Below are 16,186 nucleotides of genomic sequence, written 5' to 3'. Positions count from 1 at the left end.
GCAGACGCGACAGCCGCCGCCGGATTCCTCCTCCGTCGCGTTCCTGGTCCGGGGCAGTTCGCGTCGCCGATGTGCCCGGCCTCGCCGGCGATGTGCTGGCGTGCGGGGGGACACTCACAAGGCGGCGGTGTCGGCTTCCATGGTCATGCGGGCCACGTGGAGGGCCAGGTAGGAGACCTCGTCCTCGCTCAGCTGCTGGCCCAGGCGCAGTTCGACGATCATCGCCAGCTGCTGCGCGGTGTGGGTCGCCTCCGGGTAGTGCTGGCGGATGCCCTTGCCGATCGTGGACTCGTGACCCTGTAGCTGGCGGTGCTGCTGGACGCGTACGAAGAGGTAGCGGACGTGGGTGATGAACCGCGCCGCGCTCATCGACTCCTGGGGTACCTCGAGTCCGTACCGTTCCCGTACGACGGCGAGCATCTGCTGGATGATCCCGGTCATCGTGTACGTGAAAGACAAGTCGCCCGATGTGAAGCCCGCGTTGACCAGGTGCAACGTGAGCGCGGTCGTCTCGGCGGGGTCCAGCTGCGGGTCCACGCGCTCGTTGATGGCCGCCAGCAGGCGCTGCGCCTGGGCGTACTCGGCGGCGTACAGGGTCTGGACCTCGGCCCGCAGCGGGTACTCGATGACGATGCCCCGCGCGGTCCGGTCCAGGGCGCCTGCGACATGGTCGGCGACGGCGATCGCGAGCGTGGGGCGGGTGGACTCGCGCCCCTCGATGCCGACCTCGCTGAGGGAGATCACGACGGCCCGCAGCACCTCTTCGCCGATGAGGGCCAGTACCTCGGCCAGATGGTCGGGGTCGCGGCCGTCGGCCGGGACGAACACGCGGACGATGAGCGCGGGGTCGACGCGCTGGCCCTGGCGGCAGTTGAAGCCGATGCCGCGTCCGGTGAGGATGACCTCCTGGCCCTGCTCGTCGCGTGCGAGGACCACGTTGTTGTTGAGGACGCGCAGCGCCTCCACTGCCTGCCCGCCTTCCTGTACCGGGTTGATGTCTTCCATGGTCTCGCACCGCTCCCCCGCGCCCGTCCCGTCCGCTGGTCCGGCGCGCCGGAGCAGCGACGGGGGGGCGGACGGGGGGCGTCACCGCCGTACGGTCACCACGGGGGTGCCGGCGGCGACGTTCTGGCGGGTGTGCGGCTCGACTGAGGTGAGCTCCGCGGTGTTGGTGACCGTCATGAGGGTGACGGTCGGGTGCTTGGCGGCGCGTACCGCGTCGAGGTCGACTTCGACGAGGAGGTCGCCGGCGCGGACCTGCTGACCGGACTCGACGCGGACGTCGAAGCCCTCGCCGTTCATCTGCACCGTGTCGATGCCGATGTGGATGAGCACCTCGACGCCGTCTTCGGTACGGATTCCGAAGGCGTGGCCGGTTTCGACGGCCGTGACCAGCTCACCGTCGACCGGGGCGACGACGTGGCCGTCGGCCGGCTCGATGCCCACACCCTCGCCGAGCGCGCGGGAGGCGAAGACCGGGTCACCTACCTCGTCGAGGCCGAGCACGTGGCCGGCGACCGGCGCGAGGAGTTCGAGGCCCTCCTGCGCGGTGGCGGCCCCGGCCGGTGCGGCGGACACCGTGCCCGCGTTCGCGGCAGCGGCGGTGGCGGCGCCGACGGTGACGAGCTCGCGGTCATCGGCCGCTTCGGCCTCGCCGCGGGGGGCGGCCTCGGCGGCGTCGCGCTCGGCGTTGGCCTGGACCCGGTCCTCCGGTGTGCGGAAGTCGGAGAAGTAGACCAGGGCCATCGAGACGAAGAAGGACGCCGTGATCGCGATGGCGTAGGTGGCCATCGGGGAGAAGACCGGGACGGTCAGCAGGGAGGTGAAGGCGAAGGCCTCGGTGTTCACTCCGCCCAGGACGCCCAGGATCACACCGCCGACGAGGCAGCCCACGAGCATGCGCGGGTAGATCCGCTTAAAGCGCAGGTGGATGCCGTACAGCGAGGGCTCGGAGATGCCTCCGAACAGGCCCGCGGCCAAGGCGCCGGTGGCGGTCTGGCGCATCTCCTTCTCACGGTGGCGCAGCGAGAGCAGCAGCACACCGGCGGTGGCGCCGAAGCAGGCGAAGTTCCAGGCGCCCATCGGGCCCTGGATGAAGTCGTAGCCGATGGTGTTGATGTTCTGCAGCATGAGGGCGTTCAGCGGCCAGTGCAGGCCCAGCGGCACCAGGAACGGGTACAGCAGCGGGATGATGATCGCGAAGACGATCGGGGCGTTGCCGTTGAGCCACGACAGACCCGAGCCGAGGCCGTTGCCGGCCCAGATCCCCAGGGGGCCGATGAGGAAGGCGGTCACCGGGATCATGATCAGCATGCTGAAGAACGGTACGAAGACCAGGTGCACGGCCTCCGGGAAGAGGCGCTGCAGGCCCTTGTAGACGAGGGCGAGCACGGCGACCATCAGCAGTGGCACGAACACCTGGCCGCCGTAGTCGTTCAGCTGCATCGGCAGCCCGAAGACGTGTGCGACGCACTCCTGCGTGCCCAGCGTCGCGTTGGTGGTGCAGCTGACGCCGGGGATCCCCGCCTTGTCGTTGAGCATGCCGGTGAAGTTCGGGGTCATGACCGCGGCCATCACCGCGGCGCCCACCCAGGGGTCGACCTTCAGCTTCTTGGCCGCGTTGTAGGCGACCATGATCGGCAGGAAGTACAGGACCGAGCGCCACATCGCGTCGACGAAGACCCAGCTGGCGGACTTGTCCGCGGCGCGGAAGTCCACCATGCCCAGGGCGTCGAGGACGGAGGCGATCGCGATGATGAGCGAGGAGCCCAGCAGTACGCCCATGAGCGGGCGGAACGAGTCGGAGAGGTACTCGAAGAAGTTGTCGACCCAGGCGTAGCGGCCGCGGCCCTTGGCCCGGACCGCCGCTTTGACGTCCGCGTCTGACTGCGGGCGGGGTGTGCCGCCACCGCTCATCGACGGCAGGTTCACGATCTTCGAGTAGACGTTGGAGACGGCGCCGCCGATCACGATCTGGAAGCGGTCACCGGACTGCGCGACGGTGCCCATGACCCCGTCGAGGGCGTCGAGAGCGGCCTTGTCGACCTTCGACCCGTCGTGGAGCTGGAAGCGCAGCCGCGTCGCGCAGTGCGTGAGGCTCTCGACGTTCCCGGCTCCGCCGACGCCGCGGAGGATCTTCTCCGCCAGCGCACCGGGCCCTGCTGTGGGTGTGTTCATGATGCGTCCTTGCATCTCTGGGCTCTTGCCGTCCTACGTCGGTTCACGACCTCTCCCGCCTGGGTTCGGGCAACAAAAAAGGCCCGGGTCGCGCCGGCGGCGCTTCCCAGGCCTTGCCTCGCCTCCGAAGACGTGCTGTCTTCGTGGGAGTAACAACCCTGTGATCGGGATCGATCGGGCGTCACTTTAACCCGCCCTGACCGGGACCGCAAGACGCGCGACTTTCGCTCGCGGCGGCTCACTGGAAGAGGCGGCCGAACTCCTTCGCCCACTCGTCGAGCTGTTCGCGCACCGCGCCCACGTTGACGGAAGCGGCCTTGAGCAGTGTGCTGGCGCAGGGGCCCGTCGCGCTCTGGCCTGGGTACGGACCCGCCGCGTCGATGGCGTTGGGGGAATGTGCGATGGCGGACGACAGCGTGGTGACGAAGACGGTGGCGACCTCGCGCGCGGCTCCCTTCATGTGTTGGCAGGCCTTCTCCGCGGCCGGGCCGAGCAGCTCGCCCGACGGGACCCACCTGGTCGCCGCGTACCACACCGCGAACTCGTAGAGCTTGTCCGCGAGCCTGTCGGTCACGTCGGCCTTGTTGGCGATCCCCGTCGGGGAGACCGTGGCGCCGAGCGCCTGGGCGAAGCGGGCGGCGCGGGTGGCCCACTCGGCCCTGCCCGCCAGCGGAAGGTAGGCGGCGAGCGCGTCGGCGATCCCCTTGCCCGGCGCGTACTGCGGCGGCCCGCCGGGGGTCGCGCCGCAGGCGACCAGGTATCCGGCGGCGTCGCCCTCGAGGTTGTCCATCACCCCGTAGTCCGAGGTCCTGTTGTGGAAGATGACCTCCACGCCGGTCGGGCGCAGGATCCGGCGCTTGGCGAGGTTCGCGGCGCCTCCGCCGAGGTCGCCCAGCCAGGTCACGATCTCCAGGCCGGTTCCGCCCTGCCCGGGGAAGTTCTGCGTCCGCAGCACCTGCTTCGAGCGGACCTCCAGTCCGATCATCATGTGCCCGACGTCGATTCCGCGCCCGTGGTCGCGGATGCTCTGACTGGCCTGGAGGTCGGCCATCAGGGTGGTCCCGGCGAAGGCCGGCCGGGGATCCACGGGGACGGCTCCTCCCGTGTAGGTCAGGAATCCGAGGTTGCGGATCTGTGCGCCGCCCGCGCTGCGGGCGGATTCGATTCTGTAGTCCAGGCTCCACGGGGTGCCGTAGTAGACGCCCCGCAAGGTGCTGACGCGGTCCAGCGGACTGGTCTGCCCCGCCTTCTTGACCAGCAGGTCCTCCGCGGCCCGGATCAGTGCCACGACCGTGCGGAATGAGGTGGCCTTCGCCATGTCCCTCCCTCTCCCCTCTCCCTTTCCCGCCGCTCCCGTCCGTCCGTCTCTCAGGTCTCGACCCAGTCCCCCGCCGCGTCCTTGCGCCAGGTGGGCAGCGAGTCGTCGCGGCGCAGCTTGACCAAGGTCGTCGGGATGCGGACCCGCCACGGGGCGCCCTGCGGGACCTCGCTGCCGGGGCGGCGGAGGCGTTCGGCGATCTCGTCGGCGATGGGGAGGTAGAGCGGGCTGGTGATCGGGGGCAGCGGACCGCCGTTCCAGAGTTCCCCGAAGTGCATGTAGTGGTCGACCGCGCCTTCGAAGCCGGGACGGACGGGGACGGTGACCCGGCAGTAGCCGGCTTTGAGGAACTGGTTGAACTGCGGGTCCGGGTCCTCGTAGGTCAGCCGCTCGTCCCACTTGTCCTTCCGTCCCCAGAAGTACGGGTACGCGGCCCAGGTCAGGTGCTCCCATTCGAAGGCCTGCTCGAAGAAGCGTACGTACGCGCCTTCGGCGGCGGCCTCGGCGACGTCGACCTGCGGGATCGCCCGGCCGTCGGCTCCGTAGACGGTGTCGATGGCGCCGAACAGGTCGAAGTGCTGGTCGGTGAGGATGCTGACGCAGTTCTTGCGCAGCTCGTCGGCGACGAGGAGCTGGTTGGCTTCGGGGTTGCGGCCGTGGATCACCACCCCGGCCTGGAGCTGGAGCGCGGCGATCTGCGCTTCGTACTCCGAGAGGCGCGCCAGGTAGGCGGTGGTGAGCTTGGCGTGCGTTTCCAGGCGCCATTTGGCCATGGCCCGGTCGGTGCGCTGGCATTTCACCTCGACGGCGACGCCGACGTGGGAGACCCGCCAGGTCTGCACGGTGATCGGAACGGAGTCGCGCTCTGCGGCCATGGCGGTGGTCCACATCCAGCGGCCGTCGTCGGAGAACCGGTGCGGCCTGCTGCCGATGATGACGTCGACGCAGCAGTTCTGCTGCCAGGTGTTCATCACCGTGCCGCAGGTCGCCTGGACGGCCATGTAGCCGTCGTCGATGGTGATCTGCCCCGAGTGGGTGTAGTCGGTCTTGCTGTCGCCTCCGCCCGCCTGGTAGTCGAAGGACTTGGTCCGGTAGATCTCCGGCGGCGGGGCGACGTCGGTGGCGTGGTACAGCTTCACCCACTGCGTGTAGTTGAGCTCGGAGATCTGGTCGGGGCGCAGCGTGAACGGGGTGGGCTTCTCCACGTGCACCGCGCTGGCGTGCGCCGATTGCAGGGTCTCGATGAAGTAGGCGGCCGGTTCCGGGATCATGAAGTCGAACATGGTCCTGAGCCCGTAGTTGTACATCTGGGCTTCGTAGACCTTGTTGACCCACTGGTAGACGCCGGAGATGTTGCTGTTGCCCTCCCGGTTGTCCAGCCCGTGGGAGTTCTTCTCCGTCACCTCGGTGGTGACGCGCAGCGAGGTGCGTTCCAGGATGCGTTTGGCGATCCGGCTGGAGCTGCGCTGGGTCACGTCCTGCGCGAACGTGGCCGCCGACTTGGTCGCCTCCTCCTTCGCACGGGACAGCGAGCCCTCGGCGGACGCGGTGAACTCGACCGTCGGCCCGTACTTGCCGGAGACGGTGAGTCCCGCCTTCAGCTGGGCCTCCTCCTTGATGACCGCACTGGCTTCCCGGGTCATCTCGTAGCGGTCGGTGGACTCCAGCTCCCGTTCCTCGGTCGTGGTCGTCTCGGACTCGGTGAAGGTGATCTGCTCGGTCTCCTGGCGCCGGATGTGCTCGCGCTGCTTGGACTCGCCGCGCAGTACGTTCTCGATGTGGGCGATGTCGGCGCCCGCGTAGCCGATCAGCTGCTGCCGCACCAGGATCAGGTCCGCCACACCGGACGGGGCGACGGTGCCGCGGGTGCGCGGGACGCGGCTGTCCTCCAGGGGGATGGACTCGGGCGGCAGAGTCTCGCCGACGACCAGTGCCGTCCACGGGGAGGGCAGCGGGGTGGAGACGGTGACGAGGGTGTCGCCGATGCGCTTGACACTGCGCCTGGTGGGCCGGCCCACCAGGGTCTCCAGTTCCTTTCCGATGGTGCCCTGCTCGTCACGCAGGAGGTTGACGATCCGGTCCAGGGGCTGGGCGGTCAGGACGACACCGCGCTCCGACAGCACGGTCTTCGTCGCGGCGCTGAGCTTGTCCGCGGCGCTGTCGCGGAGCCGGAAGGCGGTGTCGCCGAGGAGGACGGGGGTGAAGGACGGGGTGCCGGAGAGCAGGTCGGGCCTGGCTCCGAACACCGTTCCGGCGAGCTTCGCGGCGCCCTCCACCTGCACCGGCGGCGGGGCGGGGGGCTGAGGGTCGGCGGCGGGCGCTTCGCGCTCGGCGGCGGGCGGGGGAACGGGCGTGGGCGTCGGCTCGGTGGCCGCGGTAGGTGAGGAGGCCGCGGGTGGCACCCTCGTGTCCAGGGCGCGCAGGTTCGCCTCGCTCAGCCGGTTGTGGAAGCTCACCTGCCGTTCCAGCGCCGCCGGAGGCTGGAAGTCCGCCGGCGGTACCACGGCTTCCCCGGCCGTCTGCGCGGTCGCCTGGAGATGCTCGCCGCCCAGGCCGGTGAGCTCGCCGAGCGCGTCCCGAAGCCGCTGGTGGGTGGTCAGCAGCAGCTGGGCGCGCTCGCGGCGCCGGGCCGCGGCCTGCGCCTCCTGCTCCCGCCGGCGCCGCTCCGCCGCGCCGGTGGACAGCTCCGGCTCCAGGCCGGTCGCCCGGGGCAGCTTCAGGGGGCGGCGCAGTGCCCGGCGGACGTCCTCGGCCTGGGCGGGGAAGGCCGGTTCGGACACCAGCCGGGCGAGCAGCTCCAGGTGCCGCAGCTGCTCGGTCAGGCCCTCAATCGCCCTGCCGTGCTCGGTGGGCAGGTATTTGATGGCCAGGATGCTGTCCCGGAGCCGGGACACCGCGTCCAGGTAGGGCTGTCCGGCGATGACGGCAGCCGGATCGGCCCCGTACGCCTCCCGTGCCGCGCTGACCACGAACGGGCGGAACGAGCCCGGCAGCTCGGCGGACTGCCCGGCCAGGAGCCGTCCGAGGGCGGCGGCGAAGGTGGCGGTCTGGGCACCCAGCGGGACTTTGGACGGTTCCCCGACGAACCGGGGGGACGCAACGAACTCGCCGGACACCCTGCGCAGCTCGGTGCGCGGTTCGGCCGAGCCCGAGGCGGTGGCCAGAGCGGTCTGGAAGGCGGACTGCTGGGCCAGTTCGAGTCCGGGCTTGCCCGGGTCCTGGCTGACCGCGGGGCGGATCAAGGACATGCGGAACAGCGGTTCCATGCTTTCTCCAGGTTCAGCGGCGGATGGCGCGCATGCCACGGTCTGCGGACGGAACGCCCGGTCACAGCCTGACGGTGAAGCCGTGGGCGGCGCCCAGGCGTTGCAGTGTCGAGCGGCCCGGGATGCCGTCGGCGTCCGGACCGCTGAACCCGCACCGGCGCTGCCAGGCCGCGTAGGCCGTCACGGTCCGGGTCCCGAAGGAGCCGTCCGCCCACGGGGCGGCAAGCAGCCCCTCCGCGACCAGGGCCCGCTCCACGGGCAGCACATCGGAACGGTGCACGGCCGAGCCCTGCGGCGCCGCGGGGTCGGTGCGAGCGGCCGCGATCACCCGCGACAGCGACACGACCACGCCGGACGGGCCGTCCGGTAGGCCCGGCCCGGTACCGCGGCCGGCCTCCAGCAGGGCGGTACGCGAGATCGCGCCCGGATCCCAGTGGTCGTTGCCCGGCACGTTCGCGTGGCCGTAGTGGCCGCCGGCGGACTGCCAGACGCCGCGTTCGCGGCTGGACGGCGACGTCGGCGAGGAGGCCAGCGCGCCGGCCGGCCACTGGTCGGGCACACCCCAGGACCGGATCGCGGCCAGCAGCGCGGCGAACCGGGGCCCCGGCCTCCAGTAGTCCGTGAACGGCCTGTGCGCACGGGCCAGCACCTCGACCTGGACGCAGACCCGGCCGGTCCGGTTGGTGCGCAGCGACCCGTCGTTGCGCAGCGCGCGGGCACTGCGGTCCAGCGGCCCGAACTGCCCGAGCCGGTCGGTGGTCGGGTCGTACAGCAGGTGCGGCTCGGCGCAGGCGCTGATCAGGTACGCACCGACGCTGTCGAAAGCGGCGTCGCCGGCCCCGCTCTCGGTGGTGTGCCAGACGGTCCGGGGCGGCGCCCCCGGAGTGTCCATCGCACCGCCGATCACCCCGTCGCCGAGCCGCTCCGCCCCCGCGATCCAGCTGGTGGTCATCCTCGCCCCCCCCTCGGTCGGATCCCGGACCGAGCCTGAAGGGGGTGAAGTGCAGAGTGCGTGCACGGAACGTGCGCTTCGCATGCGCTTCGGGTGCGCTTCGGGTGCGCCGGGGCGCATTCAGCACGCATTGATTCGATGTACACGGAGGCCGGGAACAATCCCGGCATACGGACCGGCGCAGCGCCGCGCCGGAGGGGGGAGAGCACGAACGTGGTCTGTGGAGGATGGGAGCTCCGCGTCCTGGGGGCCCTGGAGGTACGGTTCGCCGGCCGCGCCCTGCCCCTCGGCGGGGCACGGCAGCGGGCGGTGCTGGCCGCGCTGCTGATGGCCCGGGGAAAGGCGGTACCGCTCACCACTCTGGTGGACACCGTGTGGGAAGGCCGCGAACCGGCCAGCGCGGTCAACACGATGCAGAGTTACGTCTCCCGGCTGCGGGCCCTGTTCGCGCTGCCGGACGTCGACCGTACGGCAGCGCCGCGGGTCTGGGGGGTTCCGGGCGGCTACCGGCTGGTGGTCCGGGGGGAGCAGATCGATGCCCTGCGGTTCGAGTTCCTGCTGGCCGCCGGCCGCCGGGAACTCGCCGTGGGACGTGCGCAGCCGGCGTACGAGCTGCTGACGCGGAGCCTGGCCCTGTGGCGGGGACCGGTGTACGGGGACCTGAACGGGCTCGCCGCCGTACAGGCCGATGTGGCGAGGATGGAGGACCAGCGCATCCGGGCGGTCGAGCTGCTGGCCGAAGCCGAACTGGCCCTGGGCCGACCGGAGGCGGCCATCGCCGGCCTGCAGGAACTCGCCCTGGCGCACCCGCTGCGCGAGGCCGTGCTGGCCCGGCTGATGAGCCTGCTGCACCAGAACGGCCGCCGGGCCGACGCCCTGGCGATGTACCGGGACACCCGGCGCCGCCTGGTCGACGAACTCGGCATCGAGCCCGGCGCGGAACTGAGCGGAATCCAGCAGCGCATCCTCGGCTGCTGAAACAACTTCTCCGTGCTGCCAGTCCCCGGAGGTGAGAACGGCGACGGCACTGTCGGTTCGGGGCGAGCAGCTTCTGCAGCCGCGGTTCGCTGAGCCAGGTGCTGTTCAGGATTCGCGGGCCACCGCGTGGAGGCCTGATGCCCGCGGCTGGAGTCAGGGGCGTCGGCTCAGGCGGTGTGGCCGGGGGCCTTGCAGCCGCAGCCGGGGGTTTGGGCGCGGGGCAGGGCGTCGGTGAAGGTGCTCTGGGAGAGGACCGCGAGGACGGTGGCGGCCTCGGTGCCGTGGTTGGTCAGGGTGATCTCCTTGCCTGCGGGGAGCATGGCGAAGGTGCCGGGGCCGACGGTCTTGGCGCCGCAGCCGCAGGAGGCTTCCACCGGGCCGGTGACGCCGGTCAGCAGGAGTTCCGAGGTGCCGTGGGAGTGGGCGGGAACGGTGCCGCCCGCGGGGACGTGGATGCGGACGGCCGCGAGTTCGCGGAACGGGCCGCCCTCCGGGTCCAGGCGCAGGACCTGGGTTTCGGTGGCGTCGGGGGCGGTGGTGATGGTCATGCCGAACATGGGCGGGGTCCTTGTGGAACGGGGGGTGTGGGGTGCCGGAACGGGACGGCGGGGGCGCGGTGCGCCTGGGGTGTGGGCGCCCCGCCGGTCGTTGCGGTCATGTGCCGAATTTAGTGGAGGCGGATCGTCGCGATTGCTGCGGAAGGTCCCTAAGGGTGGGCCTTTCGGCAGGGTGGAGCGGCTCGGGCTTGGGGGCCGGAGGGGGCGGTCCCGGTCTCGGGGGTGGTGCCGTCGTCGTGCGAGGGGGTATGCGTCGTAGCTTGCGACGCGCGCAGCACTCCTTGAGGAATCTGGTGATCACCCAGATGCCCACAGGGAGGACTATGAAGAAGAAGTACATCAAGCTGAACCAGAAATCGCCCATGTCCGCCCATCGGTTGAACGTGTTCAATCTGAACGCGTTCAAGATAGGGGGCTTGCGGCTGTTCGTAAAGGTCGACAGGGAACCCGGGCGGCTGCGCGTCGGGCTGGTGACCAGCCCGTGGAGCGGGCGGGGCGTGGAACCGGCCGTGAGGGAGGCGACGCCGGCTGCCGGCCGGCTGATGGAATCCCTGGGGCATCAGGTCGAGGTCGAGGTGACGGTCGCGGATCTTGGGGTGGGTTGGGAGGAGTTCGTTTTCGCCAACGCCCGTCTGTGGTCCGCGAATCTGGTGCGGTGGATCGACGGCTTCGCCGGGGTGTTCGGCCGGCCCGTGGACGGGTCCACCGTCGAGCCCGAGATGCTCGCGAGCTATGAGTGGGGGCGGAAGGTGAGTGGTGCGGAGTTCGTGCACGCCGTTGGCGTGCGCAATCGGGTCGCGCGCTCGGTCGCCGCCCAGTTCGCGGCGGGGCAGGACGTGCCGCTGACTCCTACGCTGCCCGAGGTGTGGGTGGCCCTGGGCACCTACGGCCGGGGGCGGAGGATGCGGACGGGCTGGGGTGGCTGGAGCACCTGTTCCAGCGCTCGCCGTTCACCGCCGGGTTCAACGTCGCCGGTCTGCCCGCGATGTCGGTGCCGCTCGCGCCACCGGTATGCCGATCGGGGTCCAGTTCGCTGCGGGGTACGGCCGTGAGGACCTGCTGTTCCGGCTCGCCGGGCAGTTGGAGCGGGCCGCGGCCTGGGCCGGGCGCAGGCCTGGCGTGTGGGCGGGGGCGGCGCGAGCCGTCTGAATCGTGTGGGGATCCTCGCCGGCCTGGTTGGGGGAAGCGGTGGAACAGGATGCCGGGAACTGATCTGATTATCCGTTGAAGTGGGGCGGGGTGGGGTGGGAGCAGTGCAGGGGGAGAGATGAAGAGAGCTGGGCGCCTTCCGGGGCCGTTGAAGGGCCGGACGGCCGAGGCCAACGCGCTCGCGCAGTTCCTGCGGGAACTGACCGCCGAGTTAACGGTGAGCCGGCTGGAGGAGCAGTACCGGCTGAGCAGGAGCGTGTGGAGCGAGTACCGCTCCGGGCTGAAGGTCATTCCGATGGCCCGTCTCACCCAGGTCGTCGAGGACCGCTTCGCCCGCGACGCCCGGGCGCGCGGAGAGCAGCTGCTCAAGGCCCGTCGGCTGCACGCCGCGGCCGTGGCGTCGATCGCGGCCTTGGAGCCTGCCGCGTCGGCTGCGCCGATTCCCGCGGGGGTGGCCGATGGATCGCCGGAGTCGGCTCTGGGAGCAGGTCCGGAGTCGGGTTCGGTGGCGGATCCGGAGGCGTCAGCCGGTGCGGGCTCGTCGCCGGAGCCGGCCGTGGACCCGGTGGTGGAGCGGGACGTGAAGCCGGACGTACCACCACACGCGAAGCCGGACGTGGAGCCGTCGTCCGAGAGCGAGCCGGCCGCTCCGACGCGGCGTGCCGAACGGTTCAGGCGGTGGCGGACGCCGGCCCAGTGGGCGGCGCTCGCGGTGCTCGTCGCCGTGCTCGTCGTTGCCAACGAGGCGGACCGGGCGGAGGGCAAGGCCGATCTCGCCGCTCCGTCCGAGCTGGAGCCCGGTCAGGTTCAGGACGGCGAGCCGTCGATCGGTCCCGAGCCGACCCCGTCCGGACCGGTGACCCCGGAACCGTCCCCGGAACCCTCCGCCTCCCAGGAACCTACGCGGGAACCGACCCGGGAACCGGCCGCGCCGCCCGCCGCCCCGCCCGTCACCCCGTCGGCGCCGCGGCCGTCGGCCACCACGGTGCAGGGCGTCCCGGTCGGCGTACCGGTACGGATCGTGAACCGGAACAGCGGTATGTGCCTGGCGGTGCCCGGAGCGAGCACCGGCATCATCGCGCTCAACCAGTTCGGGTGCGGGAACTTCCCCGACCACTTCTGGCGCCTTGAGCCCTGGGAGCGCGGCGCCGGGCCCCTGTACCGGATCGTCAATGACAACAGCGGCTTCTGCGCGGCCGTGCCCGCCGCGGACAAAGCGTCGGGCGTCATCGTCAACCAGTACCCGTGCGGTGACCACCCCGACCACCTGTGGCGGCTCGACCGCGACGGTGCCGACGAAGCCGGCCAGGCGCTGTACCGGATCGTCAACGACAACAGCGGTCTGTGCCTGACGGTTGCCGGGGCGGACACCCGGCAGGCCGCCGCCGTCGTTCAGGCCCCGTGTGGGAGCATGCCCGAGCGTCAGTGGCGGTTGGCCGCCCGCTGAGCGGGGCGTTTCACAGGGCTCGGGGCCGGCCGATCAGGGGGGTGCGGACCGGGGTGGCCAGGCCTACGAACAGGACCATTTGGTGGCCGCCCGGGTTGGTCTGTACGGGGGCCAGTTCCCAGTTGTTGGCGAGCCAGACGTTGCCGGAAGGGTCGATCTGGACGCCGGTGTTGCGGACCAGCCCGTCGCTGCCGTAGCCGGCGGTCGCGGGGGAGATCGGCTGGCCGGTGCGGTGGCCCGGCGGGCAGGCGGTCGTCCGTACGCCGCACAGGCGGGTGACCCGCTGGCCGGAGAAGTCGGCCACCCAGACCGTGTCGGAGCCGTCGACGGCGATCCCCCAGGGCAGGGTCAGGCTGCCCGCGGTGAAGGGGCTCGCCGCCGGGGTCCCGTCCGGGCCGATCAGGGTGACGGAGGCGCCGTCCGCGGCGGGGCCGCCCGCCGGGCCCACCGCGTCGGCGAGCTGCTGCGCGGTGCCGTCCTCGCAGGGCACGGGGACGGCGCCGCTGTTCGACACCCACTGGTTGCCCTCGCTGTCGGAGGCGATGCCGAGCGGGCGGCGCAGCCCGCCGCCGGTCACCGTACGCTCCAGGGTGCCGTCGGGGGCGAACACCGCCACGCTGTCGCTGCCGTTGCCGGTGACCCAGGCGCGGCCGCGGCCGTCCAGCGACACCCCGAAGGGCTTGACGAGGGCGCTGCCGCCGACCGGGATGTTCTGGGCCCGCTCGGGGCGTCCGCCGGGGATGCGGGTGACGCTGCGGCTGCCGCAGTTGGCCACCCAGAGCGTGCCGTCGGGTGCGGCGAGGGCGCCCTGCGGTTGGACGTACCCGCCCTGGCGCCATCCCTGCGGCGGTGACAGGGCGCGGCCGTGGGCGTCGAACTGGGAGATGCTGCGGAACAGGGGGTCCGGGTCGAGGGCGCAGCCGCGGCCCTGGAAGCCGAAGTTCGTCGCCCACAGGTCGCCGTCCGGTCCGAACGCGACGCCGTATCCGGCCCCGTACAGGCCGCCGCCCTCGTACGGGGCGCCTGCCGCGTCCCGCCCGTCGGGGCGCAGCCGCAGCAGTTGGCGGCCGCCGCAGACGGGGATCTGGGGGTCGGCGTTGTAGGTGTAGTTGTTGACGATCCAGGCGTCGCCGCCGCGGTCGAAGGCGATGTTGCCCGGTCCGTCGATCTCGTGGCCGTTGCCCTCGTAGCGCAGGGCGAGCGTCCAGGCGGTGGGTGCGGTGTCGAGGGCGGGGGTGTACGTCGGGTTGCGGCGGGCCAGTTCGAACAGCCGGTCGGGGTGGGTGCCGGGGGCGCGGGCGATGTCGGCGACGGCCTGGAGGGTGTTGCGGGGGCGGGGTCCGCCGGGCGGGCGGGCGGTGTCGAGGAGGTCGGCGCAGCCGCGGGTGCTCAGCGTGCAGGCGGCGACCGCGTCGGCCAGGGAGTTGAAGGTGCGCAGGGTCGAGGTCTGGGAGCCGTTCGGCGGGGCCGCCAGGAAGGCCGAGATCCCGCCGGTGGTGACGTCGGCCAGGTTGTGGGACACGTACGCGGCGTTGCGCGGGCCGGGCCAGGGGCCGGCGAAGCCGCCGTCCCGGGTGAACTGGGCGAGCGCGAAGCCGGCGGCCACGGTGGTCCGCTCGGTGACGGTGATGCCGTGGGGCCGTCGTCCGTTTCCGGTGTCCGGGGCTCCGGTGAGCACGGCGGCCAGGCGTACGGGCTCCGGCCGGTGGGCGACGCGCCCCTCAGGTGCCTGCTGGTCGTCGGCGGGCGGGGTGTCGGCGGTCAGGTACACCACGGAGCCGGGGGTGCGGGGCGGGGTGTGGGTGATGCGGAAGCGGCCCCGGTCGTCGGTGCGGGCGGTGCCGAGCGGGCGCGGGGACTCGCCCCAGCCGGTGCCCGCCTCGTACACGGTGACCAGGGCGCCGGGTACCGGGCCGGCGGCGCCGCGGACGACGCCGTCCCGCCGGACCTCGGGGGCGGCCGCGGGGTGCGGGTCGCCGGCCGCGGCGACGGCCGGGCCGAACGCGGCGGCCACGGCGAGCAGGGCCGCCGGCAGGGCGGCGCGGCTGTGGGCACGGCTGTGGGCACGGCGCATGCGCATCGGGATGTCGCTCCTCCGCCTCCGGGGCACGGTCGACGTCAGCAGACACCTCCGGATCGCGCCCCGTCCGGGACCGCCCCGCCGGGGTCGGGCAGTTCGCCCGTACGGGCCTGGCGGGTTCGCCCGTACGGACCGTGCGGTTCTCGCGTACGGAGAGGGCGTCGGCCCGTGATGGCACGCCGGCCAGTGCCGGGAGGGCAGCGAGCCGCCCTGTGGATTCGGTCCCCGAAAGGGACTGAGGAGGGAAATGATCACGACGATGGCGCAACTGCGCTAGACCCGCGCGTAGTTGCGCGGTCTCGGCGTCGGCCGGGAGACACTTCACCGCGGCAAGGGTGAGACGGCGGCGCTCAGTGTCGGTGGTCCCAGGCCGTAGAGGGGTTCCCTTATCAAAACGATGCTTGGCCGGGCAGCCCGGATCCCGCGGCGCGCGGCTGAGGACGCGGGCTGCGTGCTGGTGTGCCCAGCAGAACGTCGAGTCGACGCGCGCCATGCTCCAGTCGATTCGGCCCTCTGGTGCCGCCTCGATACCGGGGTACGGCACCTCGCCGGGATGCTCCCAGACCCCGCCGGTGTGGCCTCGCCCAACCTGCCGAAGCCACCCCGCTGGGTCTCACCGCGGATCACCCCAGACGAATGGGCGCAGTGGACGGCGTCAGCGCGCCCGGGTCTGCGACGGCCCGCCTCGACAAGCGCCGGGTCGGAATCCGTACGCGCCTGCCGCGTGTTCCTGTGATTTCCTCCACCACCGTGCGCAGGGAGTGTCTTGCTACTCGGCGGCTGCTGTCGTCGGAGCTGCCTGCTTGATGGGCCAGGTGGTGAGTGAGACCCGCTGGCCGCAGTTCCGGGCGGTCTCGTCCTTGCAGATGTAGGCCGAGGCTGTGGTGGTGGGGGCGTAGTGGGTGTTGAAGCTGACGGGGGTGCTGCCAGGGCCGCACTGGGTGGCGAGCTTGCGTGCGGGGGTGGGGGCGAAATCGTGGATCGCCGTCGTCCACAGCGAGTAGCAGCCGGGGCCGGTGTTCTTCAGTTCGCCTTGGACGACGAGTGTGGAGGAGAGGATGCTGCTGCCCTTCTCCAGTGACCTGGTGCCGTCGGCGGTGGCGGTAACGTGGCTGGCGGACCATGGCACGCCGGCGGCCGAGGAGGAGGTGGCCGCGAGCATGACGGTGGCAGTCGGAGCCAGAGCCACGGTGAGAAACTGCAGGGTGCGGGAGCTCATCGGAGCAGTCCTTTCAGGGGGATGACCCATCGATGTGCGGGGT

General features: G+C 71.8%; 11 protein-coding genes and 1 pseudogene. 3 read left to right on the top strand and 9 right to left on the bottom strand.

Features of this window, described 5'->3' with window-relative positions:
* Positions 1 to 114: 114 nt before the first annotated feature.
* The 5 genes from ACFWP3_RS30175 to ACFWP3_RS30155 all read right to left on the bottom strand — a co-directional run bounded on the left by ACFWP3_RS30175 (position 115) and on the right by ACFWP3_RS30155 (position 8,713).
* On the bottom strand, positions 115 to 1,005 hold the full coding sequence (locus ACFWP3_RS30175; protein WP_384227265.1) for a PRD domain-containing protein: 891 nt from the start codon (positions 1,003 to 1,005) through the stop codon (positions 115 to 117).
* 81 nt (positions 1,006 to 1,086) lie between these two features.
* Positions 1,087 to 3,177: a glucose PTS transporter subunit IIA gene (locus tag ACFWP3_RS30170; RefSeq protein ID WP_384227263.1), complete on the bottom strand. Its 2,091-nt coding sequence runs from the start codon at positions 3,175 to 3,177 to the stop codon at positions 1,087 to 1,089.
* Positions 3,178 to 3,415: 238 nt separating this feature from the next.
* Entirely contained in the window at positions 3,416 to 4,495 is a 1,080-nt protein-coding gene (locus tag ACFWP3_RS30165; RefSeq protein ID WP_384227261.1) for a hypothetical protein, read from the bottom strand.
* A gap of 50 nt (positions 4,496 to 4,545) precedes the next feature.
* On the bottom strand, positions 4,546 to 7,761 hold the full coding sequence (locus tag ACFWP3_RS30160; protein ID WP_384227258.1) for a hypothetical protein: 3,216 nt from the start codon (positions 7,759 to 7,761) through the stop codon (positions 4,546 to 4,548).
* 61 nt (positions 7,762 to 7,822) lie between these two features.
* Entirely contained in the window at positions 7,823 to 8,713 is an 891-nt protein-coding gene (locus tag ACFWP3_RS30155) for a peptidoglycan-binding domain-containing protein (protein ID WP_384227256.1), read from the bottom strand.
* A gap of 213 nt (positions 8,714 to 8,926) precedes the next feature.
* Here ACFWP3_RS30155 and ACFWP3_RS30150 point away from each other — a divergent pair, with 213 nt between their 5' ends.
* Positions 8,927 to 9,691, top strand: a complete 765-nt coding sequence (locus tag ACFWP3_RS30150) for a BTAD domain-containing putative transcriptional regulator (RefSeq protein ID WP_384227255.1) — start codon at positions 8,927 to 8,929, stop codon at positions 9,689 to 9,691.
* Positions 9,692 to 9,858: 167 nt separating this feature from the next.
* Here the strand turns inward: ACFWP3_RS30150 and ACFWP3_RS30145 are convergent, their stop codons facing one another.
* Complete coding sequence (locus ACFWP3_RS30145) at positions 9,859 to 10,248, bottom strand: cupin domain-containing protein (RefSeq protein WP_384227252.1); 390 nt, start codon at positions 10,246 to 10,248, stop codon at positions 9,859 to 9,861.
* Between the two features lie 323 nt (positions 10,249 to 10,571).
* Between ACFWP3_RS30145 and ACFWP3_RS30140 the strand changes: the two genes are divergently transcribed.
* Positions 10,572 to 11,300, top strand: a complete 729-nt coding sequence (locus tag ACFWP3_RS30140) for a hypothetical protein (protein WP_384227250.1) — start codon at positions 10,572 to 10,574, stop codon at positions 11,298 to 11,300.
* A 215-nt stretch (positions 11,301 to 11,515) separates the two neighbouring features.
* On the top strand, positions 11,516 to 12,844 hold the full coding sequence (locus tag ACFWP3_RS30135; protein ID WP_384227247.1) for an RICIN domain-containing protein: 1,329 nt from the start codon (positions 11,516 to 11,518) through the stop codon (positions 12,842 to 12,844).
* A gap of 10 nt (positions 12,845 to 12,854) precedes the next feature.
* Here ACFWP3_RS30135 and ACFWP3_RS30130 read toward each other — a convergent pair whose 3' ends face one another.
* The 3 genes and pseudogenes from ACFWP3_RS30130 to ACFWP3_RS30120 all read right to left on the bottom strand — a co-directional run bounded on the left by ACFWP3_RS30130 (position 12,855) and on the right by ACFWP3_RS30120 (position 16,143).
* On the bottom strand, positions 12,855 to 14,924 hold the full coding sequence (locus tag ACFWP3_RS30130) for a hypothetical protein (protein WP_384227244.1): 2,070 nt from the start codon (positions 14,922 to 14,924) through the stop codon (positions 12,855 to 12,857).
* Positions 14,925 to 15,309: 385 nt separating this feature from the next.
* A pseudogene (locus ACFWP3_RS30125) lies at positions 15,310 to 15,450 on the bottom strand (IS5/IS1182 family transposase); the annotation flags it as partial.
* 243 nt (positions 15,451 to 15,693) lie between these two features.
* Positions 15,694 to 16,143, bottom strand: coding sequence for a hypothetical protein (locus ACFWP3_RS30120; protein WP_384227242.1), 450 nt, complete (start codon positions 16,141 to 16,143; stop codon positions 15,694 to 15,696).
* Between the last annotated feature and the right edge of the window lie 43 nt (positions 16,144 to 16,186).

The sequence above is a fragment of the Streptomyces sp. NPDC058525 genome (assembly GCF_042719495.1).
Lineage (GTDB): Bacteria > Actinomycetota > Actinomycetes > Streptomycetales > Streptomycetaceae > Streptomyces.
The sequence above is the reverse complement of the archived record's forward strand: the minus strand, read 5'-3'. Positions and strand labels throughout refer to the sequence as shown.

Bases quoted from the DNA above. Each gene is read 5' to 3' on its own strand.
- ACFWP3_RS30175 (WP_384227265.1), bottom strand. From the start codon at position 1,005: ATGGAAGACATCAACCCGGTACAGGAAGGCGGGCAGGCAGTGGAGGCG.
- ACFWP3_RS30170 (WP_384227263.1), bottom strand. From the start codon at position 3,177: ATGAACACACCCACAGCAGGGCCCGGTGCGCTGGCGGAGAAGATCCTC.
- ACFWP3_RS30165 (WP_384227261.1), bottom strand. From the start codon at position 4,495: ATGGCGAAGGCCACCTCATTCCGCACGGTCGTGGCACTGATCCGGGCC.
- ACFWP3_RS30160 (WP_384227258.1), bottom strand. From the start codon at position 7,761: ATGGAACCGCTGTTCCGCATGTCCTTGATCCGCCCCGCGGTCAGCCAG.
- ACFWP3_RS30155 (WP_384227256.1), bottom strand. From the start codon at position 8,713: ATGACCACCAGCTGGATCGCGGGGGCGGAGCGGCTCGGCGACGGGGTG.
- ACFWP3_RS30145 (WP_384227252.1), bottom strand. From the start codon at position 10,248: ATGTTCGGCATGACCATCACCACCGCCCCCGACGCCACCGAAACCCAG.
- ACFWP3_RS30140 (WP_384227250.1), top strand. From the start codon at position 10,572: ATGAAGAAGAAGTACATCAAGCTGAACCAGAAATCGCCCATGTCCGCC.
- ACFWP3_RS30135 (WP_384227247.1), top strand. From the start codon at position 11,516: ATGAAGAGAGCTGGGCGCCTTCCGGGGCCGTTGAAGGGCCGGACGGCC.
- ACFWP3_RS30130 (WP_384227244.1), bottom strand. From the start codon at position 14,924: ATGCGCATGCGCCGTGCCCACAGCCGTGCCCACAGCCGCGCCGCCCTG.
- ACFWP3_RS30120 (WP_384227242.1), bottom strand. From the start codon at position 16,143: ATGAGCTCCCGCACCCTGCAGTTTCTCACCGTGGCTCTGGCTCCGACT.